Annotated in this window: 30 protein-coding genes and 1 other annotated feature; of the genes, 3 read left to right on the plus strand and 27 right to left on the minus strand. The window is 39.2% G+C overall.

The features are described 5' to 3' along the window. Positions 1-33 precede the first annotated feature (33 nt). Complete coding sequence (locus AC1D0Y_RS04380) at positions 34-570, minus strand: BofC C-terminal domain-containing protein (protein ID WP_028410578.1); 537 nt, start codon at positions 568-570, stop codon at positions 34-36. Between the two features lie 291 nt (positions 571-861). On the opposite strand from AC1D0Y_RS04380, the gene AC1D0Y_RS04385 reads away from it, so the two are divergent. Further along, positions 862-1,941, plus strand: coding sequence for a YsnF/AvaK domain-containing protein (locus AC1D0Y_RS04385; RefSeq protein ID WP_060745445.1), 1,080 nt, complete (start codon positions 862-864; stop codon positions 1,939-1,941). A 103-nt stretch (positions 1,942-2,044) separates the two neighbouring features. Here AC1D0Y_RS04385 and AC1D0Y_RS04390 read toward each other — a convergent pair whose 3' ends face one another. From AC1D0Y_RS04390 to nadB, 6 genes are all read right to left on the minus strand, one after another. Continuing rightward, positions 2,045-2,704, minus strand: a complete 660-nt coding sequence (locus AC1D0Y_RS04390) for a YhcN/YlaJ family sporulation lipoprotein (protein ID WP_028410577.1) — start codon at positions 2,702-2,704, stop codon at positions 2,045-2,047. Positions 2,705-2,798: 94 nt separating this feature from the next. Further along, positions 2,799-3,764, minus strand: coding sequence for a phosphotransferase (locus AC1D0Y_RS04395; protein ID WP_286127764.1), 966 nt, complete (start codon positions 3,762-3,764; stop codon positions 2,799-2,801). Continuing rightward, positions 3,754-5,034, minus strand: a complete 1,281-nt coding sequence (gene safA / locus AC1D0Y_RS04400) for a SafA/ExsA family spore coat assembly protein (protein WP_050688557.1) — start codon at positions 5,032-5,034, stop codon at positions 3,754-3,756. The genes AC1D0Y_RS04395 and safA overlap by 11 nt, the downstream gene beginning before the upstream one ends. 214 nt (positions 5,035-5,248) lie before the next feature. After that, positions 5,249-6,349 carry a quinolinate synthase NadA gene (gene nadA / locus AC1D0Y_RS04405; RefSeq protein WP_028410574.1) on the minus strand — a complete coding sequence of 367 codons (1,101 nt, stop codon included), beginning with the start codon at positions 6,347-6,349 and terminating at the stop codon, positions 5,249-5,251. Then, positions 6,306-7,199 (minus strand): carboxylating nicotinate-nucleotide diphosphorylase, encoded by an 894-nt coding sequence (gene nadC / locus AC1D0Y_RS04410; RefSeq protein ID WP_060745448.1) that lies wholly within the window; start codon positions 7,197-7,199, stop codon positions 6,306-6,308. Before nadC ends, nadA begins: the two co-directional genes overlap by 44 nt. A 36-nt stretch (positions 7,200-7,235) precedes the next feature. Continuing rightward, positions 7,236-8,780: an L-aspartate oxidase gene (gene nadB / locus AC1D0Y_RS04415; RefSeq protein ID WP_060745449.1), complete on the minus strand. Its 1,545-nt coding sequence runs from the start codon at positions 8,778-8,780 to the stop codon at positions 7,236-7,238. Positions 8,781-8,869: 89 nt separating this feature from the next. On the opposite strand from nadB, the gene AC1D0Y_RS04420 reads away from it, so the two are divergent. Both AC1D0Y_RS04420 and AC1D0Y_RS04425 read left to right on the plus strand, forming a co-directional pair. Next, positions 8,870-10,006, plus strand: coding sequence for an IscS subfamily cysteine desulfurase (locus AC1D0Y_RS04420; protein WP_060745450.1), 1,137 nt, complete (start codon positions 8,870-8,872; stop codon positions 10,004-10,006). 15 nt (positions 10,007-10,021) lie between these two features. Further along, on the plus strand, positions 10,022-10,567 hold the full coding sequence (locus tag AC1D0Y_RS04425) for a transcription repressor NadR (protein WP_028410570.1): 546 nt from the start codon (positions 10,022-10,024) through the stop codon (positions 10,565-10,567). Positions 10,568-10,596: 29 nt separating this feature from the next. Here the strand turns inward: AC1D0Y_RS04425 and pheA are convergent, their stop codons facing one another. The 20 genes from pheA to AC1D0Y_RS04525 form a co-directional block, all read right to left on the minus strand. Next, a complete protein-coding gene (gene pheA / locus AC1D0Y_RS04430) occupies positions 10,597-11,469 on the minus strand; it encodes a prephenate dehydratase (RefSeq protein WP_028410569.1) in 873 nt (290 codons plus the stop codon). 28 nt (positions 11,470-11,497) lie between these two features. Continuing rightward, positions 11,498-11,947 (minus strand): ACT domain-containing protein, encoded by a 450-nt coding sequence (locus AC1D0Y_RS04435; RefSeq protein WP_013059332.1) that lies wholly within the window; start codon positions 11,945-11,947, stop codon positions 11,498-11,500. A 33-nt stretch (positions 11,948-11,980) separates the two neighbouring features. Then, positions 11,981-13,267 (minus strand): GTPase ObgE, encoded by a 1,287-nt coding sequence (gene obgE, locus AC1D0Y_RS04440; RefSeq protein WP_217598409.1) that lies wholly within the window; start codon positions 13,265-13,267, stop codon positions 11,981-11,983. A gap of 51 nt (positions 13,268-13,318) precedes the next feature. Further along, the gene (locus tag AC1D0Y_RS04445; protein WP_013085118.1) at positions 13,319-13,855 is read right to left on the minus strand and encodes a Spo0B C-terminal domain-containing protein; all 537 of its coding nucleotides are present in this window, start codon (positions 13,853-13,855) and stop codon (positions 13,319-13,321) included. Positions 13,856-14,026: 171 nt separating this feature from the next. After that, on the minus strand, positions 14,027-14,320 hold the full coding sequence (gene rpmA, locus AC1D0Y_RS04450; RefSeq protein ID WP_013059335.1) for a 50S ribosomal protein L27: 294 nt from the start codon (positions 14,318-14,320) through the stop codon (positions 14,027-14,029). A gap of 16 nt (positions 14,321-14,336) precedes the next feature. Beyond that, positions 14,337-14,669 (minus strand): ribosomal-processing cysteine protease Prp, encoded by a 333-nt coding sequence (locus tag AC1D0Y_RS04455; RefSeq protein ID WP_013059336.1) that lies wholly within the window; start codon positions 14,667-14,669, stop codon positions 14,337-14,339. Between the two features lie 9 nt (positions 14,670-14,678). Next, the gene (gene rplU, locus AC1D0Y_RS04460) at positions 14,679-14,987 is read right to left on the minus strand and encodes a 50S ribosomal protein L21 (protein WP_013059337.1); all 309 of its coding nucleotides are present in this window, start codon (positions 14,985-14,987) and stop codon (positions 14,679-14,681) included. A 14-nt stretch (positions 14,988-15,001) separates the two neighbouring features. Then, positions 15,002-15,073 (minus strand) — a sequence feature (ribosomal protein L21 leader region). Positions 15,074-15,151: 78 nt separating this feature from the next. Next, positions 15,152-16,621 carry an Rne/Rng family ribonuclease gene (locus AC1D0Y_RS04465; protein WP_221840672.1) on the minus strand — a complete coding sequence of 490 codons (1,470 nt, stop codon included), beginning with the start codon at positions 16,619-16,621 and terminating at the stop codon, positions 15,152-15,154. 83 nt (positions 16,622-16,704) lie between these two features. Beyond that, the gene (locus AC1D0Y_RS04470; RefSeq protein ID WP_050688563.1) at positions 16,705-17,571 is read right to left on the minus strand and encodes a M50 family metallopeptidase; all 867 of its coding nucleotides are present in this window, start codon (positions 17,569-17,571) and stop codon (positions 16,705-16,707) included. Further along, complete coding sequence (locus AC1D0Y_RS04475) at positions 17,564-18,346, minus strand: M23 family metallopeptidase (protein WP_028410565.1); 783 nt, start codon at positions 18,344-18,346, stop codon at positions 17,564-17,566. The genes AC1D0Y_RS04470 and AC1D0Y_RS04475 overlap by 8 nt, the downstream gene beginning before the upstream one ends. Before the next feature lie 120 nt (positions 18,347-18,466). Next, the gene (gene minD, locus AC1D0Y_RS04480; RefSeq protein ID WP_013059341.1) at positions 18,467-19,267 is read right to left on the minus strand and encodes a septum site-determining protein MinD; all 801 of its coding nucleotides are present in this window, start codon (positions 19,265-19,267) and stop codon (positions 18,467-18,469) included. A gap of 2 nt (positions 19,268-19,269) precedes the next feature. Next, on the minus strand, positions 19,270-19,953 hold the full coding sequence (gene minC / locus AC1D0Y_RS04485) for a septum site-determining protein MinC (RefSeq protein ID WP_013059342.1): 684 nt from the start codon (positions 19,951-19,953) through the stop codon (positions 19,270-19,272). A gap of 116 nt (positions 19,954-20,069) precedes the next feature. Continuing rightward, a complete protein-coding gene (gene mreD, locus AC1D0Y_RS04490; RefSeq protein ID WP_028410564.1) occupies positions 20,070-20,588 on the minus strand; it encodes a rod shape-determining protein MreD in 519 nt (172 codons plus the stop codon). After that, positions 20,588-21,469, minus strand: coding sequence for a rod shape-determining protein MreC (gene mreC, locus AC1D0Y_RS04495; protein WP_013059344.1), 882 nt, complete (start codon positions 21,467-21,469; stop codon positions 20,588-20,590). The genes mreD and mreC overlap by 1 nt, the downstream gene beginning before the upstream one ends. Positions 21,470-21,488: 19 nt before the next feature. After that, a complete protein-coding gene (locus AC1D0Y_RS04500) occupies positions 21,489-22,514 on the minus strand; it encodes a rod shape-determining protein (RefSeq protein ID WP_013059345.1) in 1,026 nt (341 codons plus the stop codon). A gap of 229 nt (positions 22,515-22,743) precedes the next feature. Further along, on the minus strand, positions 22,744-23,430 hold the full coding sequence (gene radC, locus AC1D0Y_RS04505; RefSeq protein ID WP_013059346.1) for a RadC family protein: 687 nt from the start codon (positions 23,428-23,430) through the stop codon (positions 22,744-22,746). Between the two features lie 15 nt (positions 23,431-23,445). After that, positions 23,446-24,015, minus strand: a complete 570-nt coding sequence (locus tag AC1D0Y_RS04510; protein WP_013059347.1) for a Maf family protein — start codon at positions 24,013-24,015, stop codon at positions 23,446-23,448. 110 nt (positions 24,016-24,125) lie between these two features. Further along, positions 24,126-25,199, minus strand: coding sequence for an SPOR domain-containing protein (locus AC1D0Y_RS04515; protein ID WP_286127770.1), 1,074 nt, complete (start codon positions 25,197-25,199; stop codon positions 24,126-24,128). 118 nt (positions 25,200-25,317) lie between these two features. Continuing rightward, positions 25,318-26,073, minus strand: coding sequence for a prepilin peptidase (locus AC1D0Y_RS04520; RefSeq protein WP_028410562.1), 756 nt, complete (start codon positions 26,071-26,073; stop codon positions 25,318-25,320). Then, the gene (locus tag AC1D0Y_RS04525) at positions 26,070-26,264 is read right to left on the minus strand and encodes a hypothetical protein (RefSeq protein ID WP_060745455.1); all 195 of its coding nucleotides are present in this window, start codon (positions 26,262-26,264) and stop codon (positions 26,070-26,072) included. Before AC1D0Y_RS04525 ends, AC1D0Y_RS04520 begins: the two co-directional genes overlap by 4 nt. Between the last annotated feature and the right edge of the window lie 80 nt (positions 26,265-26,344).

Genomic DNA, 26,344 nt, shown 5'->3' on the forward strand with positions numbered 1-26,344 from the left:
AATAGAAGCAATTTAGAATGTTGAATTCAATAATTATTTTACCATACTAAAAAACGGCTGCTTGATTGAAAGCGGCCGCTGCTGGAGCTGATAGATTTTATAGAAATTAATGAGGGAAAGATATTCATCTTTTGATTGAACGCGAATACCTTTCTTTAATTGTTCATGCTGATAGCTCTCAAGCCTCTTGATGTCAATTTGAAAAAACGATTGTATAATGTGCTGCGACGAAGCTGGTTTGCCTTCAAATGCTGAGAGAATACCATTAACAGAAAGCCCTACATAACCGTTCTCTTTTAAAATAGGTGAAATATCGTCTATGCTTGTTCTAAAAACTAGCTCTTGATCCGTTTCTTTAAGCAGTCGCCAATTTTTATATTTTTTCATTAATTGTTTTTTCGTCATAGAAGGGCTTTTGATCACCTCTTGACTTACGACTCCATCCACATACACGCGCTCAAGAAATAATGTCATCGGCTCCTTTTCATTCGCATCTGCACGGTATGGCATTATACAAAGCACAACACTTACTAGCATTAAAAAAGCTGCTTGATGAATGACTTTCTTCACTCACCTTCACCTCACACGTTAATCATACTCTTTTTAGTATTATCTAAAAAGGTTTTGTGAAAATCTACACTAATAGTTTGACCTACTTATTTTCTTTTATCCTCTTATTTTATGAAGCAAATCCCTTTTACGATATTATGGTAAGAAAACATGGAGTATCTGTTACATTTGCACACTATTTGTAAAATTTTCTCTTAAACGTTTTAATTAAATTTTCGCAGGGTATGTACATAGTGGAAGTAATTGTAAGGACTTCTATTATCTATTTTCATAAAAAAGGGAGCTGAAGTAATGAGAATGAATAAACGTGTAGTCGGAACTTTTTTTTCAGAGAAAGAAGCTTTAGATGTTATCCATAATTTAAAGCGTCAAGGTTATCGAGAAACAGATATTATGGTTATTTCTAACAGTAAAAGCAATACATTTCAAATAGGTCACGATACAAATGTAATTATTGAAGCTGGTTCACCTGCCGTAAGTTCATTAGCTGGCGTCATGATGGATAACTTTTTTACCATGATGACAGGCGGCATGGGGCTCAAACAAGGAAACGGCTTGAAATCAAAATTAATCCGCATGGGCATACCAGACTTCTCAGCCGTGCAGTGCGAGACAGATATAGCTGCTGGTAAAATTCTAATCTTGATAGATGCCGTAAGCTCTGAACAAACTCCAGCGTACGGAACCTATACGGAACACAATGAGCATAGAGCCGTCCAATTACGTGAAGAAAAATTAGATGTCTTAAAAGAACGCGTCCAAGTCGGTGAAGTAAAACTCCACAAAAAAGTAATAGAGGAAGAAAGAACTGTACACGTTCCTGTTACGAGAGAAGAGTTTTATATTGAACGTCGCCCTGTAGTTGACGGAGACTATAACGCTGGGCCACTTACAGAAGATGAAATTATTCGTGTTCCAATCATGGAAGAACGAGTAGAAATAACCAAAAGACCAGTTATTGTTGAAGAAGTAATTATAGGAAAAAAACTTATTCAAGAAACAAAAGAATGGACTGAAACAATTAAGAAAGAAGAAGCAAGCGTAGAACCTGATGGACTCGCGAGCCCTGAAGTATACGAAAATATGATGAACTATACAGACCATACTTACGCTCAAGTTTCTGCAGCTCTAGCAAGCGACGTGGAAGCTGAATACGAAAATAGTCAGACAACTAACAACGAGAAGCCAAACACACAAGCTAATGAGACAAGCTCTTCTGCAAAAAATGTAAAAAATACAAAGAGTGTCGCTACGGCACCAGCAGATACGAAAAAAAGAGAAGGTCGCCTCAAACAAAATGAAACTAACGCTCAAAAGGAAGAAGCGGAATCCAAAACAACAAACAAATCTGCTTCTAACAAGAAAAATTAATAGTTACATGTTCGAGGAATAGCTGCCTGGCTTCAATGGCAGCTTTTTTATATGTCTTCTCATCAAAAAAACAGCCGTCCTTCACAGACAGCTGCTTCTTCATTTAACGATGTTTATGATTGACATTCTCATCAACTGATTCAAATAGACCATTGAAATTAGTTTGAATCGTATTTCGGTCTTTTCCATTTCGAATATCGTCATCAAGAGAACGAGCGTTCATAAATACATCATGATCTACTTTTACTTGAACATTGTAGTCCTTTGCAATAGGCTTTACTTTATCGAGCACGTTTTGTTTTAAACGGCCGTTATTTATGTCTTTGGCCGGATCTACAGCAACTAATAGCTGATCTCCACGGACAACGGCGCGGCTATTTTCTACACCTTTAACGCTTGCAGCTCGATCAGCCACTTTTTCCGTAAAGTCTTTTGGATAATCTTCACCATAATACATATTAGCAACGCCATTTGTACGATCATTTGTATTATTGATGTTTCCATAAGGGTTTGTCGGATTGTCAAAACGTCCATCACTTACGTTTAACGGATAATTAGGTGTTCCATTCCCATCTAAAACTTCAGTCATTGGACCTTTCGGATTATCTACGCGATGTTCATTCGCTTTTTCATTTGTATGATAGCCAACAGGCTGTGTCGTATCTGTATAGCGCTGTTCCATACCTTGGTCTTTGTTATTGCAAGCGCCAAGTCCCATCATACATGCAAAAGCTAAAGAAGTTGCTACATACCTATTCAACATAATCGCCCCCTAATTTAAGCTCTACTTACTCTGAGCTTACTATTAGGATTAAAAGACGAGCCGTTTCTTATTCGATGAAGTGTTTATAAACTCTTTACATGTCATGTAGGTTTTGTAAGTGCTGGTAAATCACTCGATAAAAACGGGTACGCTGGGACCATTCTTCAACCGATTGCTGCATTAATCTTTGACGGTTTGCCCATGATAAAGCAGAGGCATTTATATTCCAGTTTCTCATCAGCATCGATGGAAATAGCAAAGAAGCAAGAAAAAAACGCTGCTTGCTTAATTCTTTTATTTTCGAGTGTTGAAGTAGTTCTTTCATCGACCACTGGACGTAAGGCAAAAAGCGCTGGGCAAGCTGGACATAGTCATAAAGAGCAGGAGCTTTAGCCGATAAGTCAAAATCAATCATAACAATACCCAAGTGGTTTGTTTTCAAGAAATTATGTGAAGCAACGTCACCGTGAATAATGGAACAGTTTAACCCACTATCTTTGAAGCGCTCCATTAAGACTAAAGCTTTTTCTCCCCAAGTCGCAATGTCGTTATATACATGAAATTGATTAAATTCCCTAAATACATGTGAGGTTTCTCGAAAAGAGGAAAGCCGCTTTTTCCATTTTAAAATAAGGTCATATTCAGAAAGCTTTGTATAGGCGGCTAGTTTCTTTTTATGAACTTCTCCATGATAGCGAATCAATGTTTGTAATACTTCTTCCCGATCTTGAAAACTTTCATACGTTACCTCTTTTACTTGCTTAACAAAAGGCATCATCGCCCAGTACAAATGACGGTCCTTTATATAAAGTTCGCCTTCTGGGTAAGCTTCGAAATTAACAGCATACCCTTGTTGAATCTGAGATAAAAAATGATAAACATGTTCAATTTTACCTTTGTCTCTGTATGCTTTTATTACTTTTTTTCCTTTATTCGTATCCGCTATGATAACATGAGGCTTTTTCATACGATAGGTCTCAACGTGAATATCTCTTTTTTTCAAATAGAGAAAGAGACGATTTAAATTAAAATCGTCTCGTGTATAATAATCAATCTTCATCTTCGTCGTACTCATCGTATTCTGGAATACTAAATGCATTTGGATCAAACGCAGGATACGGAGGTACACCAATCATGCCATATGGGGCTGGATAGGGTGCCCTTGGGTCCTGAAAGCCATAAGGTACCTGCTGTTGGTACTGTGGATAAGGCTGCTGTGGTGCATAGTCTTCAGGTCTTGGTTCACCGCATCCGCAGTCTCCTTGCTGCTGTGGCGCATAGTGCTGCCCATAATGGTAAGGCGCGTTTCCATAACCATCGGAAGAACTTTCATAATGGCCACCCGTCATAGCTCCTTGCACTTGTGGATACATCGGTGCTTGATGATAGGCCGGATAAACGGGCTGCTGATATCCCCATGGAGGCGGACAAGGAGAACATTGTACCGGTCCATAGCAGCTGTGTGGCATCATTGGATACATTGGCATCGGTGCCATGTGAGCGCCCATCGCATGTTCTTCAAACGACTCGTTTTCATAACCGTGATGATACATTGGAGCCTGTTGATACATTGGCATTGGATATGGCTGCGGTGCATACATTGGCGGAGGACACGGCATGTAATTAAACCCGCAGCCTGGCATTACAGGCGATATCGGCATGATTGGGTAACATGGCATTTGAGGAGGCATTTCTATACTCTCCATCTCAGGACTTTCTGGCGATTCATGCTTAGGTAGTTCTTTTGGTGCTTCTTTTTTTGGAGCCTGCATCGCCATATTAACGGTGTAATAATTGTTAATATCAATCTCAGGTGCAATTGGCTTTAATTTAGGAAGCTTTGGCGCAACTGGCATTTCTTTTTTAGGCTGCGCAATTGGTGCTTCTTTTTTAGGCTGCGCGACCGGCGCTTCTTTCTTTGGCTGCGCAATCGGCGCTTCCTTTTTCGGTTGAGCAATCGGTGCTTCTTTCTTTGGCTGTGCGATTGGTGCTTCTTTTATTGGTTGCATAAACGGTGTTTGAGCAGGCTGATTAGCTGACTTTTTCTCATCCGGACTTTCATCAATTTCCGTTACTGGATAAGCTTTTGTGGATTGGTCACTATAAGGGTGTTGAACTTTAGGCATTTCTTTTATACCAGGTGAAGGAGCTCCTTCTTTTTGAACAGGCACTCCGCTTGTCGGCACTTTAATTTTCATTCCAGGCATGATCATGTCTGGATTGCTTAATTGAGAATTCGCTTTTTTTAACTCTTCAAAATTAACCCCATACTTTTCAGCGATTTTCCAAAGGGTATCCCCTTTTTGAACGATATGGATTTTCAACGTCATTCCCCTCCCGAGTAGAGTCTCTGCCATCTATATGTGCAAAATCAAAGTAAGTTCTGTTTGTTCATCACAAGATATGCCTTGAACCATTTTTTTATTCATTTTGCCCACAGTTTGGTTCAAGTTTTTATGATAAAGAAAAAAAGACTTATCAACACAAACAATATGTCAATAAGTCTTCTTTTAGACCTTCTCTTTTTAATTGTCTTAAAAATCTTTATGCTCGTTCTAACATATTCGTTAGCGCTTTGATCGCCCCTTGTGCTGTATGTTTATCCACCTTGATTTGATTCACTTCTGTTCCTTCTTCGATGCTTTCTAAAGCCCACAGCAAGTGAGGCAAATCAATTCGGTTCATCGTCAAACAAGGACACATATAGGGATTAAGCGAAACAATTTCTTTATCCGGATGACTGTTGATAATCCGTTTTACTAAGTTCATTTCCGTGCCAATGGCCCATTTAGAGCCTGAAGGGGCTTTTTCAATTGTATCAATAATATATTTTGTAGAACCTGCATAATCTGATTTTTGCACCACTTCATAAGAACATTCCGGATGAACAATAATATTCATCTCAGGCTGCTTCTCGCGTAAATAATCAATATTTTTAACCGTGAAATTTTCATGCACAGAACAGTGACCTTTCCACAGAATCACCTTGATATTGTTTATATCCCCTTCATATTCAAGCATTTCTTCAATAGGATTCCAAATGGCCATTTCATCTAGTTCAACACCTAAATCATAAGCTGTGTTTCTGCCCAAATGCTGATCTGGCAAAAAGAGAATGCGCTCTTTTTTAGAAAATGCCCACTCCACCATATTTTTTGCATTTGAAGATGTTACAGTTGCCCCATCATGTTCGCCTACAAAAGATTTAATTGCAGCTGTAGAATTCACATACGTAAGCGGAATAATTGTATCTCCGAAAAGATCCTGTAAGACAGGCCATGCCTTTTCTGTTTGCTGAATAGTAGCCATATCAGCCATTGAACAGCCAGCTCGCATATCGGGTAAAATGACTTTTTGATTTTCAGCTGTTAAAATATCAGCTGTTTCTGCCATGAAGTGAACGCCGCAAAACACAATATGCTCAGCTTCTCTATTTTCAGCTGCTATTTGAGCCAGCTGTAAGGAGTCTCCTACCGCATCTGCAAATTCGTACACTTCATCTTTTTGATAATGATGGCCGAGCAGAAACAATTTGCTTCCGAGCTTTTTCTTGATTTCTAGTACTCTTCTTTTCATTTCATTTTCTGTGAGCTCTATATATTTAGCGGGCAGCGTTTGCTGCTGAAGCGTTTGTAATAAACTCATGATTTCCTGTTCCCCTTTCTGTTAATAAGTCCAAGCTGATATCGATAGCCCCTGCTGAATGCGTTAAAGCTCCAAGTGAAATATAGTCCACTCCGCTGTCTCTAAAAGAATGAAGCGTACCAAGCGTAATTCCACCGGATGCTTCTGTGACAATATGAGCGGGAACCAGTGGTATCCAATCTTTAATGACTTCTGGAGAACAGTTATCGAACATAATGACATCTGCTCCTGCCTCTATTGCTTCTAGCAACTGACTTTTGTTTTCAATTTCCACTTCCACCTTAACCATATGTCCAACCTGCTCTCTTACTTTCACAACAGCGTCTAGAATAGATCCTGCATGTGCAATATGGTTATCTTTTAACATGACGCCATCGTACAATCCAAAACGATGATTATAACCTCCTCCAGCACGAACGGCATACTTCTCTAACATTCTCATACCAGGCGTTGTTTTTCGCGTGTCACATATACGCGTATGTGAGCTGCCAAGCAGCGCTACGGCTTTGTCCGTCATCGTGGCAATGCCACTCATTCTTTGAAGTAAGTTTAAGATTACCCGTTCACCGGTCAAAATAGATCGCACGGGTCCTGAAACGGTAGCTATTTTATCTCCAGGATTAAGAACATCTCCATCTTTTTTCTCCAAATTCACTTTCACGTTAGGGTCTATTAAATGAAATCCTTCTTTAATCAATTCTACTCCTGCGATAATACCTGATTGCTTTGCCGTGAACACAGCTTCCCCTTGGTCAGACGGAGAAAAAATAGCTTCACAGGTTATATCTCCATCTCCAATGTCTTCTATAAAAAAAGACTGCAATAGTTTTTGTAATTTCAACGTGTTCATTGTGCTACCTTCACCTTTCTTTTTAGATTTTCTTGCTTATAAAATCAATGATTGTTTTGTTGAAGCAGCAGACTGCTTAATAATTCGCTTATGCTCCCATTCTTGGTTTTCATGCGGAAAGTCACTTCGGTAATGACCTCCTCTACTTTCTTTTCTTGCAAGAGAGGACTCGGCAATAAGCAGACCTGCAGTTAGCATATTGCAGATGGTCGCAGCTTTCCTCGAATATATAACTTCTTGGTCAAGAGGTATTCCATCCAGATAATTTGTGAATTCATGCACAATAGTAGCCAATTCGTTTTCATGACGAATGATTCCTACACAATCCATCATTTTATGCTGAATTTGTCTTGTGGCAGGCAGTGTTTTAGGCACGTCTTTATAGACGTAACGGACGGGGGGATAACGAGATATCGTTCTCGCTTTATGTAAAATATGACGCCCTGTCCGTTTTCCAAATACAAGACACTCTAACAATGAATTGCTTGCTAGACGATTTGCTCCATGAACGCCTGTAGAAGAAACTTCCCCCACGGCATACAATCCTTCAACGCTTGTTTGTCCGTAACCATCTACTTCAATTCCACCCATTAAAAAATGTGCGCCTGGAGTAACAGGTATTCGTTTTTTGTCCAGTTGAATTTTATACTTCCGACACAGTGCCGTAATCGTAGGAAATTTTTGTTGGAAATGAGCCACTTTTTCAATGTCTAAAAATATGGATCTTCCTTTTTTTATTTCATTAAAAATTGTCCTTGCTACAACATCTCGCGGTGCTAAATCCTTAAAGGGATGAACGCCTTCCATTATGCGTTCATTCCATTCATTTACCAGTACGCCACCTTCACCTCGAACCGCTTCGGATACTAGACCTTTCGCTTCATTTTGATACAAAAGCGTCGGATGAAACTGAACAAATTCTAAGTCCGCTAATTTTGCTCCAGCCCTGTACGCAAGCGCTAGCCCATCTCCCGTCGCAAGCGGCTGGTTGGATGTATGCTTGTACAAAGCGCCGATTCCTCCGGTAGCAATAACCGTTTGACGAGCATGATATATAGTAATTTTGTTGTTTTCACCTTGTCCGATAGCACCTCTGCACGTTCCATCTACAGTTATTAAATGCTGAATCATTTCGTTTTCAATGACTGTAATATATGGCAGTACTTCTTTTTTCAAAAAAGCGAACAGCGCTTGTCCTGTTGCATCCCCACCTGCATGGAGAATACGATTCGTACGATGGGCTCCTTCTTTTCCAAAATGCAGCGTACCATCTGGATTTTTATCAAACTTCATTCCTTTATGAATCAATTCATTTACTACAGCCGCACCTTCTTCCACTAAAGTGCGTACCGCTTGTTCATTGCAATGCTTATTGCCCGCAACCAACGTATCATAGAGATGTTCACTCCAGTGATCGCTGCTTCCAATAGCAGCTGCTACTCCGCCTTGAGCAAGAACTGAGTTATTGCGGTCAATTTTCCCTTTCGTTACCATTACAACTCTGTTATGACGACACAGTTCATAAGCTGCAGAAAACGCTGCTAATCCGCTTCCAATAATTAAAACATCCGTCTCTAACATTTTACACCTCTTTATTTACATGTGTCTTGACACCTATATTTACATATTATTAAATGAAAGACAAGAAGTTTTTTTATCGGAGGGAGAAAATGATTTATCTGGACTATGCAGCAACAACGCCAATGAGACAAGAAGCAATTGAAGTATATACTGAAGCGGCAACAAGCTATTATGGAAACTCCAGCAGTCTTCACACACTTGGAACACAAGCAGAAAATTTACTTACGCTATGCAGAAAAAAATTAAGCCTGTTAGTAAATTGTCGAGAGGATGATCTTTTTTTTACAAGCGGGGGAACAGAAGCTAATTACTTAGCTATTCGTTCTCTTTTAAAAGGAAAAAATGATGAAAGAAAACATATAGTGACAACGAAACTTGAACATTCTTCGGTGCTTCATACGTTGCAGCAGCTTGAAAAAGAAGGATTTTCCCTATCTTACGTACCTGTAGATCAAAACGGAGTTGTGTCTGTAGACGACTTAAAGAAGACGCTTCGACCTGATACTGTGCTAGTAGCCATTCAGCACATCAATCATGAGCTGGGTACAATTCAGCCAGTTGAGGATATTGGCCATTTTTTATCTAAAAAAGAAATTCTCTTTCACTGTGATTGTGTTCAATCTTTTGGTAAGCTTCCTATTGATGTTAAAAAGCTCAAAGCTGATAGCATCTCAGTCTCTAGTCATAAAATTTACGGACCAAAAGGTGTAGGAATGGTATACATGAATTCAAGTTCTTCTTGGAAGCCTATTTACCATAAAGCAACTCATGAAAAAGGCTTTCGCCCTGGGACTGTAAATACAGCGGGCATTGCTGCCTTTACTGCAGCAGCTGAATACGCATATGCAGAAATGAAGACCGTTCAAAGCCATTATGAGCGCTTAAAATCGTACTTACTAGAAAACCTAGAGCCTCTTGCTCCTTTTATAGAAGTAGAAGGCCTTGGGAACTCTCATTTTCCTGGAATTATGGGACTGACGTTTTCAAACATACAGGGTCAATATGTTATGTTACAATGTAATCGTCACGGAATTGCTATCTCTACGGGAAGTGCCTGTCAGGTAAATCAGCAGGAACCATTAGCTTCTCTACTTGCGATTGGCAAATCAACTGCGAATGCTAAGAATTTTGTCCGTATTTCATTCAGTCAACATTCAACGTTTAAGCATATTGATCGACTCATATCCGTTTTTCATTTATTACAGCAAGAATTTATGAAAGTGTAAAAGGAGGGATTAAAGGTGCCAGAAACTCAAAAGAAAATTCTTGGAGAAGAAAGAAGAGAACTTATTCTACAATGGTTAAAAACAGAGAATAAACCAATGACAGGCAGTGAGCTTTCGAAACGAACGAACGTTAGCCGCCAAGTCATTGTACAAGATATTTCGCTGCTTAAAGCTAAAAATGAGCCCATTATCGCAACAAGCCAAGGATATATTTACATTCAAAATCCATCTCAAACTACCGTGCATCAGCGAATTATTGCCTGTCAGCATACGCCAGAAGATGCTGAAAAGGAGCTTCTCCTGCTTGTTGACCACGGCGTTCTCGTAAAAGATGTAACCGTTGAACACCCTGTGTATGGTGAATTAACGGCTTCCGTTATGATTCAAACCCGAAAAGAAGTAGAAACGTTTATAGAAAAAATTCAAGAAACAAACGCAACTTATTTATCTCAGCTAACAGATGGGATTCACCTTCATACGATTGAAGCAGATACAATTGAAAAACTGAATGCTGCCTGCTTAGCTCTTGAAGCGGAAGGCTATTTAGTTTCGAATGAATAAAAAGGTGTTATAACAAAAAAAATCCCGCTTTAAAGCGGGATTTCTGTTTCAAGTAGTGTATGGGGATAGCTTCCTAAAAGCTCTACGCTACAGCCTAGTGCCTCAAGTTCAGCCATAGCCCCAGGGATTAATACTTCATCCATTTTTTGTTCAATATCAACGATAAAGAAATAGTTTCCAAGGCCTGTTTTCATAGGACGGGATTCAATTTTAGACAGATTTAGCTTACGCCAGGAGAAGGCTGAAAGCACTTGATGAAGCGCTCCTGCCTGATCAGATGGAAGTGTAATCATTAACGTTGTCTTGCACCCGTTTCCAGCTAAAAATGGCACCTCTTGCGCTCCATCTTTATGCAAAATAACAAATCTTGTTGTATTATGATCATAATCATGAATGTTCGGGCAGGCAATATGTAATCCATATTCATGGGCTGCTAACCCATTCGCAATAGCTCCAATATTAAGCTCAGGGTGTTCGCTTACATACTTCGCAGCAAACGCCGTTGATGTCATCTCTTCTACTGCAGTTGACGTACATTCTCCGTGTAAAAATTTATGACACTGCGCAATTGCATGAGGATGAGAATAAATCGTTTCAATGTTTTTCCACTGTTCTGCACGAGATGGATGAACCATTAAATGCTGACGAATCGGAAGCACAATTTCCCCAACAATCGGCAGACGACGTTCATGAATAAGATAATCAAGTGTTAAATTTACAGATCCTTCAAGTGCATTTTCTAACGGTACAATTCCATACTCAATTTCTCCGTTATCCACTGCATCAATGCATGCTGGAATTGTTTTGTATGGAATATGGTCGTGCTGTTTAAATACGCCTTGGACGGCTACATGTGTAAATGTTGCCTTTGGTCCTAAATATCCTACTTTCCCCACAATCATGCCTCTCCTTATCTATATCTGTTTGCCATTATGCCCCTGAACCAAGCACGTCCACTTTATCTACAAACTCTAAGCTTTTCAGTCTTCGCAGCATTTCATTTAATTCAACATTCATGCTTGCTGTATCTAATGAAAGAGTTACGTTGGCACGCCCTTGTAAAGGGATGGTTTGGTGAATCGTTAACACATTGCATCCCGATGATGCAACGGTGCTCAATAAATGTGATAAAGTTCCTGATCGATCTTCAATATGAAAAAATAGTGAAATAATTCGCTGTTTGACAACCGTCTGAAACGGAAAGACCGTATCGCGGTACTTATAAAAAGCACTGCGACTCAAGTCTACGGCTTGTACAGCATCTGCTACCGATTCAGCTTTTCCCCGTTCAATTAACAGCTTCGCATCCAATGTTTTTTTCATCGCTTCTGGTAATACATCTTCGCGAACTAAATAAAACTGCTTATCGCTCTTATGCAAGTAAAGCCCCTCCCCTTATCCTATGAACAACAATTAGTCAATAAATTCAAATTCATATTCAAACAGCTTTACAATATCGCCATCTTTTGCTCCTCGTTCACGAAGGGCTTCATCGACGCCCATGCCTCGAAGCTGACGCGCAAATCGACGAACGGATTCTTCACGTGAGAAGTCGGTCATCTTGAATAATTTTTCGATTTTTTCACCGCTTAATACGTATGAGCCATCGCTATCACGCGTAATAACAAATTCCACTTCTTTCTTTTCATGCTTGTACAATACGCGGTGCATAGATAGATCTTCCTCTTCTTGCATTGGGAATTCCGGCGTAGTTTCTACAAGATCAGCTACTGTAAATAACAGTTCGCGGATTCCATTACGCGTTGCTGCAGAAATTGGGAAGACTTTCACTTCGCCTCCTACTTTTTCTTTGAATGCAGCTAGATTCTCTTCAGCTTGCGGGATATCCATTTTATTTGCTACCACTACTTGCGGACGTTCAGTTAAACGCATATTATATTGACGCAGCTCTTCATTAATAGTTAAGTAATCTTCATATGGATCGCGGCCTTCTAAACCTGACATATCGATTACATGGACAATAACGCGGGTACGTTCAATGTGACGTAAAAACTGATGACCTAATCCTACACCTTCATGTGCACCTTCGATTAGCCCTGGTAAATCTGCCATCACAAAACTGCGATTATCTTCTGTTTCAACTACTCCTAAATTCGGATTAATTGTTGTAAAATGATATTCAGCAATTTTTGGCTTTGCAGCAGACGTTACGGATAATAACGTCGACTTTCCAACACTTGGAAAACCAACTAATCCTACATCGGCTAATACTTTTAATTCAAGAATTACATTTCTCTCTTTACCTGGCTCTCCATTTTCTGAAAGCTCCGGTGCTGGATTTGCAGGTGTAGCAAAACGCGTATTCCCACGCCCTCCGCGTCCACCTTTAGCAATCACTGCGCGCTGGCCGTGCTCAACTAAATCAGCAATCGTTTCGTTCGTATCTTCATCTAACACAACCGTACCTGGTGGAACTTTTACAACCATCGGCTCAGCGTTACGTCCGTGCTGTCCTTTTGACATTCCATGTTCACCACGGCTTGCTTTAAAGTGACGCTTATAGCGGAAATCCATCAGCGTACGCAATCCTTCTTCTACTTCAAAGATGACATCTGCACCGTGACCACCGTCACCACCTGCAGGACCTCCTTTTGGTACGTACTTTTCGCGACGAAAGGCAACCATTCCATTTCCTCCGTCGCCACCTTTTACATATACCTTGACCTGATCTACAAACATTTATTTTTCACTCCGTTCTATATCTTAGCTCCTGCAATAGCAAAAGCGCTGTTAACTTATTGTGAGCATAAGGCTAAATTCATCTTCAGACATATGCTGTTCAACCAATGCAACTCCTTGAGCGCACTCATAACATTGTAGCTTGTTTTGTAGCTTCTGTATATCTGTTAGTATTCCACTAAAGTCAAAAAAGAAACGAATTCCCTGTTCTTCAATGCATACTGAAATACTCAAATAGTTTTCTGCATGATAATCAACATATTTTTCGAGTGCTTCTGTCAAATAGCAACACCAGTTGTATACGAACTCATCGTATTGTGATAAATCCTTCAATTCTCCGAGCACTTCCACATCTAAGCGAACAGCATGGTTATTCCAATGATAGGTCATAACAAAGCCCGCAAACAGTCGCATATTGATGTTTGTTAACTTGGATTCATGTTTGGATTCATTTACAATTTCTTCAATGATTTCATTCGCTCGATCAAGCCGATTCAACGCTAGATTGCCTTTGATTAATTGCAGCTTATTTAACCAATCATGCCGCGCGTATCTTAATACCTCTACGACATCCCATTCTTTTTCCATCTTAGCACTCCTAACTTTGACTCGAGCATAAGTATTTCACAATGCTGACAAACATCTCGTATCAATCTTCTTAGATATGTTCGATTATAACAAATTCCAATGGGTAATAGGTGAAATATTCTACAAAAAGAAAACTCTAACCTACTTGGGTTAGAGTTTTCTTTTTGTATCTTATGCTTCTTGAGCAACAGGGTATACAGATACTTTTTTACGGTCACGACCGAAACGTTCAAATTTAACGATACCGTCGATTTGAGCGAATAAAGTATCATCTCCACCACGACCTACGTTTGCACCTGGGTAAATTTTAGTACCGCGTTGACGGTATAAAATTGAACCACCAGATACGAATTGGCCATCAGCACGTTTAGCACCAAGACGTTTCGAGATTGAATCACGACCGTTTTTAGTACTACCTACTCCTTTTTTAGAAGCGAAGAATTGAAGGTCTAATCTTACTAACATGACATCCACCTCCTGTTTAGTTGTCGTTAATTTTTATATAATTACTGTAATCTAATTCGATCGTTTTCAGTGAAACAACCATACCTTCTAATAGCAATTGAATCTGTTCCAATGTGAACGAATCCACATCTTTTGGAATCTCACAACGGAGATACCCACCATCTCCACCTTGCTCTAAGTGCGGTTCAACCCCACTTATTGAAAAGATAGCATTAATTGTTCCAAATGAAACTGCAGATGCTCCCGCACAAACAAGATCTTTTCCGTGTTCGGAAAAGTCAGCATGTCCACTCATCGTGAACCCGTCAACTTTCTTATTTGCATCACGAGAAATCGTCACCTTAATCATTTGTTATAATTACGCGTTGATAGCGTCGATTACAACTTTTGTGTAAGGTTGACGGTGACCTTGCTTACGACGATAGTTTTTCTTTGCTTTGTATTTAAATACAGTGATCTTTTTAGCGCGACCTTGTTTTTCAACTTTAGCCGTAACTGTTGCACCTTCTACGAAAGGAACACCAACTTTCACGCTGTCGCCACCTACAAATAATACTTTGTCAAAAGTAACTGTTTCGCCTTGTTCACCAGCAAGTTTTTCAACGTAGATTGCTTGACCAGCCTCTACTTTAATTTGCTTACCACCAGTTTCAATAATTGCGTACATTCTCTGCACCTCCTCTAAAAACTAAGACTCGCCATCACAGGTGTTCAAGTGAACTTAAAACCTGTTCTGAGCGGTTGTAGCACGGGTGCTACAAACCAACATATTAAATCTTACTACAAATCAAAGGTTAGTGTCAATTGGAATTCATGTTTTCTTCTAAAATTTTATATAGAAGCAGAGACCCTTTTTTGGATCTGCTCATTCGACCCCAATTGACGCAAAACAAATGCGTTTGTATAATCATCGCTTGGCGTAAGATATACGGTTTTTTTTACCATTTTTTCTAAAGCGTTGAGAAATCCTTGAGCCTTCATTTCATTTATAACATCACTTCGCGTCTCAATCCAAATAGCCTCTTCTTCCGCGCCGCGATGTTCCCAAATTACACGTTCAATTTGAAAAGCAGCCGTTTTGGAATCAATCATTTTACCGGTTCCTTCACATACTTCACAAGGCATAGTTAGTGTTGATCCAATACTATTACGCACTTTCTTCCGCGTTAATTGCAATATGCCGAGCTCTGTAAAGCCAACTACATTCGTCCGCACTTCATCTTGTTCACATAGCTTTTTCATATACCTTTCTACTTCTGTCCGATCTTCTTTATGAGGCATATTTATAAAATCAATTAAGATCATGCCGCCTAAGTGACGTAATTGCATCTGTTTGGACAGTTCATACGCAGCTTCCATATTTGTTTGAAGCATTGTCTTTCGAATATTATCTTTTCCTGAAAACTTCCCCGTGTTCACGTCCACGACCGTCATCGCTTCCGTTTCGTCAATAACGATATAGCCTCCGCTTTTGAGCCACACGATTCGCTTTAAAAGCTTCTCTATTTGCCGTTCCACATCGTAAAAAGAGAAAATATTTTCATTTCCTTTATAGTACTCTATTGATGAGTTAGGGTAGGTAGTTTGAAGATGCTGATATAGGTCGAAGTCATCTACTACTATCCCATCAATTCCTTGTTGAAGTGCAGCTTGCACTCTTGTTTCGAGAAAATCTTGTCCTTTGCTGACTAGGGCAGGAGCTTTCATTCCCTGTGTCTGTCGTTCAAGGCGCTCATATTTTTTCTGTAGCTCTTTTATTTTATGTTGGACCGCGGCTTCTGATTTTTCTGCAATCGCTGTTCGAAATAAAAAGCCTTCCATCCCTTGTTTTAACCGCTCACCAAGCTGTTTCCACTGTTGTCGTTCTGGCTCCGCTATTTTTTTGGATACAGCGACATAGTTTCCGTGCGGTAAATATACAAGCTCATCAGAAGAAAATTCAATGATACCCGTCAGCTTCGGCCCTTTTGTCCCAATGCCTTCTTTTACAACTTGAACCAATACTTTTTCTCCTTCACGAATAAAAGCAGACATCGGCTGCTGATCTTTGTGAGGATTCTCTAACTGCTGATAGGATACAAGTTCATTTCGATGAATAAATCCGTTCATTGATAAACCGATATCGATAAAGGCTGCTTGCATATTCGGCAGTACTTTTACTACTTTACCCCAATATATATCACCAATAATTTGATTCTCGCTTTGTTCTTGTAAATAGATTTTTTCTAGTGCTTTATCGTTTATCACGGCTATACGTTTTGAAGAAGTAGCCGCATTAATAATACATGCCTTCACATACATTGCCTCACTTTAATCTAAATTCACAGGAAAAAGTTCGGTCAGTGCAACCGAACTTTTTTCATTCTATTCTATGTTACTAGAAATCAGTAAACTGTTACAAGTTCGTCTAGTTGGCTATTTGTTCTTTTTTCTACAAAGTAAGCGTGTAAAAGTTCATTTTCATCAATTTGTACATGCTCGCCTGTTTGAGATGTAGCAATAATCATATGCTTACAACCTCTTTGGAATTTTTGCAGAACTTGATGGAGCGTCTCACTGGTTGATACACTTAGTGTTTTTAAAGCTCCAATTGGATGCTCTTTTCCATGATATCTCTCCAACAAAAAGCGCATGTAGACAAATTGCCTGCTCTTCCATTCTAAATATCCAGATATAATTAAAAATGAAATAACAATCCATAAGTGCAGCTGAAAAGGATGCATAATAACGGCGTAAATAATACCGACAGCTAAAAAAAACGTTGATAACCGGAGCGCAAGCTTATGCGCTTCTAAAAATGGTAAAGACCGACTGCAAATTAAAAAAAGCAGCTTCCCTCCGTCCAATGGCCAAATGGGCAAAAGATTAAACAGTAAAATCACCGTGCATTGAAACATAAATTGCTCATACGTTTCCAAAGACAATACATTTATTTTCATTAATAAGAAAGCAGCTCCAAACATCCAGAGATGCTGAAGAGGTCCACTTATTGTCACAATAAACTCTTCTCGAAATGGACGATTCCCATGTTCATCTACTTCTGCTACTCCCCCAAAAGGTAAGAGCATAATTCTGCGAATCCGCCAAGAAAAACACTGAGCCGCTACGGCGTGGCCCAGTTCATGAATAATTACAATAATAAATAACAAAAAAAGCTGCTTTACCGTAGCCGTTAAGATACCAATTACGAAAATCCCCCAAAACAATGGATGAATGTGAATTTTCATCAATAACGAAAAAGCACTATTCAAATTGAATCACCTGACTAGGATCCACAAACTTATCGCCTTTTTTAATAGCAAAATAGAATGTTCCAGCATCGCCTTTTTTACTGTTTTCCACAATTCCTACTTCTTTGCCTTTATTCACAAAATCATACATACTAACATTGATTTTTTTGAGCTGTCCATACCAAGTTTCGGTTCCATCCGCATGTTGAATAATAACCGTATTCCCAGTATCATCACGTTTTCCTACATACCTTACAATACCTTCACTCATTGCTTCTACAACAGAATCCACTCCTGTTTGAACCGTCACACCTTGCTTACTTTGAGCAAATGTTTCCGTTACTTTCCCTGAAGCTGGAGTAGCATATTCTCCGCTTACACTTTGCTCCGTTTTGCTAGACTCTTTATTCGGCAATAGCGTTAACGGCTTCCCAAACTTATCTTCGTACCAGGAGGAAACAGCTGCAAACTGAAATTCTTTATCCATTGTTTGTTGAACCACCACTCTGGCCTGTTCAAAAGTAGGAGAAGCGTTCTTGAACATAATCCCTACAATTAACACTAAGCAGGCTGAAGCTAAAATTTTAAATAAAAAGCGTTCTTTTCGAAATAACGGGTGATATTCCTTTGCTGATGGTGTGTATTCAACCGTAGAATAATCCATCGATCCATACTTTTCTTCTTCACTCATTAAGGACGTATGAAGAGGTTCTTGAGGAAGACGCTTCGTTGTATTTAATTGTTTTCGCTTACGCTCAGCAATTCGTTTACGGATTTCATCAGCACGTCGATTCATGATTCATCATTCTCCTTGTTCTTATCGTATAATCAACTATATGACTTGTCCGTGGAGCTTATGACAGCTTGACTCTACAAAATCACACAAATAAAAAAAGCTTCCTCTATCGGAAGCTTTTTAAGAACGAACACCAAAGAATCGTTTAATACGTGCAAACATTCCCTTATCTTCTTCATCTAGTGATTGAAGAGGAACCGTTTCACCTAGAATACGTCTTGCAATATTACGATATGCAATTGATGCTTTGCTTGATGGGTCCATGACAATTGGTTCACCGTTGTTAGAAGCACGAATAACATTTTCATCGTCAGCAACGATTCCAATTAAATCAACAGCCAGAAGCTGAGAAATTTCTTCCACGTCCAGCATGTCTCCATTTTTCATCATATGACTACGGATTCGGTTAATAACCAGTTTTGGAGACTCGATATCCTCTTGCTCCAATAATCCAATAATACGGTCAGCATCACGAACAGCTGAAACTTCCGGTGTTGTCACAACGAGTGCCTTATCAGCGCCAGCTACGGCATTCTTATAGCCTTGTTCAATACCAGCTGGGCAATCAATAACTACATAGTCATAGTCTTGCTTTAACTGAAGAACTAACTCTCGCATTTGTTCTGGTTGAACAGCTGTTTTGTCACTCGTTTGAGCAGCAGGAAGTAAGTACAAACATTCAAAACGCTTGTCCTTAATCAAGGCTTTTTGCGGTTGGCATCGACCTTCTACCACGTCTACAAGATCATAAATAATACGATTTTCAAGCCCCATTACAACATCCAAGTTGCGTAAGCCGATATCAGTGTCTACTAGACACACGCGCTTTCCAGCTAATGCTAGAGCAGTACCTAAATTGGCTGATGTCGTTGTTTTTCCAACTCCACCTTTACCAGACGTAACAACAATAGCCTCTCCCACTGTCAAATTCTCCTTTCTACCCTGGTCAAATTCGGTCTTAGATGCGGTAAAGTTTGCACGCGATCTATCACCATTTGATCATTATCATCTAAGTATGCACATTCCATTATATTCTCTTCCTTCTCACTGCGCTCTTCTTCTGATCGGGTAATGATATCAGCAATGCGCAGCTGTGAAGGTTTCATTAACGATGCAGCAATAACGGCGTTTTTATTGCCACGATATCCTGCATGAGCAATCCCTTTTAAAGCACCTAGTACAAATAAATTTCCTCCAGCTACAACGGTTCCTCCGGGATTTACGTCTCCGACTAGAAGCAAATCGCCTTCTACATGGAGAACCTGTCCTGAACGAACTACCTTTGTAACAGATACTAATTCACTTTCTTCTCTTACTCGGACTGCATCTTGCTTTAAAATAACGTTACTATCAATTTGTTTAACTACTAAATACTGATTTTCTTCTATGAGCGCCTTCAATTCGGTTTCCTGCTCTGTAGTTAAATAACGATTTCCGATTTTGACATACACTGTGACGATCTGATCGGCATCGCCATGCTTATTTGTCAAAAGCTTCGTCTTAAGTTCCGTCAAAAGCTCTGCAAATGAACATGTATCATTGAGATGCAACGTTAATCCATCTTTTGTTCCTTTAATTGTCACATTTTGTTGCTTTTGTTTATTCAAGACGCTCACCTCAACGAATATATAATTTCGACAGAGACTTACTCAATTCCTTTTTTTCGTTTCTTCAATCAGCATTTTTATCCTATCATGAACGAGAAGCGTAATATATGTTCCGATCAGCGTTCATCGATAAATTTAGCGAAATATTGAAAACACCTTTGAAGCGGAAATGCAAAAATGAGTGCAAATATGGCATTTAAAATGATGGTTGCGTAAAATCGCTCTTGCAAGAAGCGACCAATGGTCATATCAGATATATTAATAATGCTATTAATTCCATATACATAAAACTCAATAATGGCTACAGCTAATAGCGACATGCAGATTACGATAAGCGTATTTTGCTGAAAAATCTTCATTAGTTTTGATACGATATAGCATACGGCCGGCAATCCAAGCGCGTATACTCCTAAGACATCCGTAAAGGCAATATCGTACATGAATCCAAGGATTACCCCATATAGCATCGCTTGCTTTGGGTGATAATACACTGACATAAAAGCCAGTACCACTACAACAAAGTGAGGCGATAGAATCCAGTCTCGCCATGGTGATGCCATGGCGATAAAATTAACAAAGATACTTTCAAACATAAAAACGACAAGCACGAGAATAGGAAGGACAAACCGCTTCATCAGTTAGCCTCCTCCGCCCCTAAATCGTCTTCAGCAGCGGGCGCACTTCTTTTAGCTACAACTACGTTATCTAGGTCATACAAGTCAGCAGCAGGTTTGATATAAGCTTTTTTCGTTAATCCATATTCATCAGGCTCAATTTTTGTGATAACGCCAATTGGAAGATTGCTAGGGAAAATGCCGTCTTCTTGTCCTAGACCAGACGTTACTACTTTTTGCTTTTCTTTAATATCAGCATCAAATGGAATACGACGCATAACAAGCGCCTGTTCTTTATCATCATAGCCTTCAATTAAACCAAACACTTCTTTTTTAGCCTGAATTTTAGCAGATACACGGTTTGTACGATCTGATGAACTAATTAACTGCACAGTAGATGTGAACTTAGATGCATGCTTCACTTTACCAATCAGCCCTTCAGGAGTCATAACAGCCATATTTTCCTGCACATTATGAACCGTCCCTTTATCAATGGCAATTACCTCATGCCAACGGTCTGGATTACGAGCAATAACTGTTGCTTCGATTGGGTTGTATTGACTTAAATCCGTTTTTTTGTCGAGCTGTGCTCTTAATTTTTTATTTTCTTGCTGCAAAGCGTTGGCTTTCGTTTCTAATTGCATGCGTTCGTCTAAACGAGCTTTTAATACCTCGTTTTCTTCGTATGTACGCTTTAAGTCACCTACATTCTGAAAGAAACCCGCTACAAATTGTGCGGGTTCATTAAAGGTAGCCTGAACAAGACCAACCGTATCTTTGACAAACTGTTCAGGCCACGTTACATTTTTACGACCATTTAACGAAAAACCAATCAATGCCACTAATACAATAATACTGACTAATAAAATAACTAAACGTTTATTTAAGAAAAATTGTGGCACGATCTACACCTCTTAATATTTAGCGATATGAATCGCTTGTACGATTTTTAAATAAATCAATGTGTTCTAACGCTTTACCAGTTCCAATTGCAACACAGTCAAGCGGATCTTCTGCGATGACAACCGGCATATTTGTTTCTTCACTAATAACTTTATCTAAATTACGTAGCAATGCGCCACCGCCTGTTAATACAATACCGCGATCCATAATATCTGCCGCAAGTTCAGGTGGTGTTTTTTCTAATGTACTTTTTACTGAATCTACAATAGAAGCCACTGTGTCTTTTAGCGCTTCTGCAATTTCTTCTGCTGAAATTTCGATTGTTTTCGGTAGACCTGTTAGTAAGTCACGTCCGCGAATTTCCATGTTTTCAATACCTTCTGGAATTCCGGCAGAACCGACTTCTACTTTTAATGCTTCTGACGTACGCTCACCGATCATTAAATTGTAATTCTTGCGAATATATTGAATAATCGCTTCATCCATCTCGTCCCCAGCGATACGGATTGACTGACATGTTACGATTCCTCCTAAAGAAATAATCGCAACTTCTGTTGTTCCTCCACCAATATCTACTACCATACTTCCCGTTGGCTCCCAAACCGGTAGATTGGCGCCGATTGCTGCAGCAAACGGTTCTTCAATTGTATACGCATCACGCGCGCCAGCCTGACGAGTCGCATCAATAACGGCACGTTTCTCAACAGCTGTAATGCCAGAAGGTACACAAACCATTACATACGGCTTACCCGCAAACAAACTTTTTGTTTTTTGAGCTTGATTGATGTAATATTTCATCATCGTCGCAGTTGTTTCGTAATCTGCAATAACTCCATCTTTCATCGGACGAAGGGCTACTACGTTCCCAGGTGTACGACCAATCATATTTTTTGCATCGTTACCTACCGCAACGATTTGTTTTGTATCAGTTTGCAAAGCCACAACAGACGGCTCACGCACAACAATTCCTTTTCCTTTTACATAAACGAGCGTATTTGCAGTACCCAAATCTATTCCAAGGTCTCTAGTACCGATTCCAAACATGTGTCTCTTCCTTTCTCTTACCAAAATGCAAAGGTAAAAATTCCATAATTCAATTTCTTCATTTCATAAGTAACATTTTTTATTTTCTATACTTTTTTCATAGATGTCAACGCCAAATATTGTATGATAAAAAGTCATACTTTGTCTATTAATAACGAATGATTGTAAAGAACTTGTCATTTAAAATCATGACTACTATTATAACCCAAGGATTTTAAAAAGCATAGCCTTACATGTATCCTTTTTCTTTTAAACTAATATATTTTCGATCTCCGATAATTAAATGATCTAACAATTCAATTCCTATGATAAATCCGCACTCTTTTAAGCGCTTCGTTACCTCTATATCTTCTCTGCTGGGAGTAGGGTCGCCGGAGGGATGATTATGAATACAAATAAGGGATGCAGCTGAACGGCGAAAGGCTTCTTTAAATACTTCCCTTGGATGGACAATCGATGAATTGAGGCTTCCGATAAAAATGGTTTGCTTGTGGAGAACTTGATTTTTCGTGTTGAGGTATAAACAGACGAAATGCTCTTGAGACAGCACGCGCATTTCTTCCATCACATAATTAGCTCCGTCTTCAGGGCCATGAATGGTATATCGCTGACTAGATTTCCGCTGTACAATCCTCTTACCTATTTCAATAGCCGCTATAATTTGAATCGCTTTTGCAGGTCCGATACCTTTAATATTCATCATTTCATCAAGCGATGCATGCTGCAACAGTTGAAGACCTTCAAAATGCGTTAATATGCGGTTGGACAGCTGAAGAACAGATTCATCTTTGGTTCCAGTGCGCAGTAAAATAGCAATAAGCTCGTGGTTAGAAAGACTAGAAGCACCCATTGACACAAGGCGCTCTCGAGGTCTTTCATCTTGAGGGAAATCTTTAATTAACAATGATTGATCCAATTTCGCCACTCCTTTTTAGTAGACGAAACCGTATTGTTTTAGCTCACGTATTGTTCGGGAGAGCGGCAAGCCCACCACGGAGAAATAGTCTCCTTCGATTTTTTTAACTAGCGCAGCACCGAGACCTTGAATTCCATAAGAACCAGCCTTATCCATAGGCTCTCCTGACTCTACGTACTGTACGATTTCATCTTGTTCAATCGGCCAAAACTCTACATCTGTTTGTTCATAGAACGTATGAACTTTTGCATTTGATACGAACGCTACTCCAGTTAATACCTGGTGTTTTTGACCTGACAGCATCGTAAGTGTTTCAATCGCTTCTTGTTTCGTTTTTGGTTTTCCTAAAATACGATTGCCATATACCACAACTGTATCGGCACCTAGGACAATGTCCTCTTTATGATGCGAAGCGACGTCCACTGCTTTTTGCCTAGCTAAATCCATTACTACCTCGGACGGAGTGTATGATGGATTGACGATTTCTTCAATTGTACTAACGTGAACGGTAAAGGGAATGTGAAGCTGCTGAAGTAATTCTTTTCGACGAGGGGAGCCTGAGGCTAAAATTAATGTTTGTTTCATACATCTCACCTTTGCATTTTGATTTAAAAAAGAAGGACACACCGTTATTTTAGCAATTTCATCTCCAAATGACAATAAACAAGTGAGGCAGCATTACACTACCTCACTCGTTAAGACGTTACAAGGCTTTCATACTGCTGAAGAGCTTTTAACACGTATCGCTGAGCAAGCCAAGCATTTTTACTGCTTTTATTGTCTTCATATGAAGAAAGAGAAGCCGCAGCTTTTTGAAGGGTGCTCACCATGGTTTTAATGTCTTCATTTGACGCTTCTTTCTGAACTTTTGTCAGCTCTTTTTTCAGAGATTTGATATCCGCTACCCGCTCTCCTTCAATCGCTTTAACAGATTGATCTAAAAGATTAGCCATAAACGGCTGCGCTGTCGTTATAACCGTTTGATCTTTTTTCCCTAATTCGCTAGTGGGCTTAATTTCATAAGACTTTACATATACATCTTTACCTTGTTGTTTATACGTTTTACTAAGCGCCTCCGCTTTTTCTTCTCCAGTGGCAGCACCAACGACAAGAGAATAGGTTTTAGGTGAAAAGATCTCGCCTGCTTGGTTCTCTTCTTTCCATTTATCCATTGCTTTGTTCGCAGCAGTTTTTGATGAAAAGGCACCTGCTTGTACAATGTAAAAGGAAAAAGGTTCTAAAGTAGAAGCAGCAGCTGACGTCCCCTTCGATTCCTGTTCGCTTTTCTTTTCAGCTTTACCAACACTTTCAGTGGTAGACGCTGTTTGAGCAGCTTTTTCTTCTTTCGTTTGCTCACTTGTTTGTGCTTTGCTTACAGGCTGTTCACTTCCTGTCATCATTTTCACACCGACCATACCGATGCCGCTGCCTATTCCGACTGCTAGCAGTACAATCACAGCTGTTCGTTTGATCACACCCCCGTTTACCGTTTTAATCGAAACATTTTTAGGATGTAATCGCGGCTTTTTCTTTTTTTCATTTCTTACATCTTCAATAAACACCACTTTATTTTCTTCCACATGAGAATCTTTGGATGACGGTTCCGGAAGAACCCACGTAAATTCGTCTTTTTCTTGTGCTTGTTCTTCCTTGGATTGACCGTTGATTTTAATTGAAATCTTTCGTTCCTGCTTGTCCACTGCCCCACCGCCTTTAGTTAACGTAGTCTTAGTACCGGTTGCAAGCTGAGGTAAACCGACATAAAACATACACTTTTTTCCATGCTATCATAGAAGAAAAAAAAAATAACAAGACATTTGTCGTCTTGTTACAAAAGGTTTTCGCTATTTAGTTACAGAAATTTTAAATTTGTCGAAGACTTGAAGCTCAATAAAAATAGTTGCTAACATACCAATCTATCAATTCGTTTCCATGAAAATAAGCAGCGATTGTCCCTATAAAAATAAAAGGAACGAAGGGAATTGGTACACCTACCTTTGCCTTTTTCATTAATAACGCTCCTATACTAACGGTTCCGCCTATTAATATAGCTAAAAAAAGCGATAGCAAAACAAGCTTTACTCCAAGCACAATACCAATCAGACCATACAATTTAATGTCTCCTTCTCCAAGCCCTCCTCTGCTGAGAAATGCGATTAGAAAAAGGAGAAAAAATGCGGTTCCTCCTCCCATTAAAGAATCACTCCACGAAGTTAATGGAATGAAAAGACGCTCAAGAAGAAAGATAGGCAAAAAGAATAGCAGCACTTTATTTGGGACAATCATATAGGCTATATCTGAGACAACTATAATTGTTAAAAAAGAAACAAAGGTTAATATGACAATCAGCTCTAACGTCGTATTCAATCTAAAAACAGCATATACAAATAAACTTCCTGTCGAAAATTCTATGAATGGGTAGATGAAGGAGATTTTTTTGCGACACATACTACATTTTCCTGCATTTTTGATGTAGGAGACTATGGGAATTAATTGTTGTGGAGAAAGAACGTATAAACAGTGTGGACAATGAGATCTTGGAGACAAAATAGATTTTTTCTGAGGAATTCTAAGGCCTGCTACGTTATAAAATGAACCTAACGTGATGCCTGAAACAAATGCATAGAGATAAATTAAACTCATACTATTTCTTCCATATCAGGCGTCTTGTTTACTAATTGCAGATGTTCTTTTGAGTGAAGGAATGTATCTTTTTCCTTTAAATAGCTGCCAATAAACGGAATGAGAAAAGCTGCTAGAAGACCTATTATGATAACCATTATGATCACTTTCATTAGAGAAATTCCTTTATTCCTCGTTGACAGTTTATCCATTTCAATATCTCTCCTTTATTGATTAGTATCAAACAGCTCCTTTATTAATAAACTGAATCATAATACCCATAAAAGTCATA

This window comes from Priestia sp. P1_B12_1, from assembly GCF_056406695.1.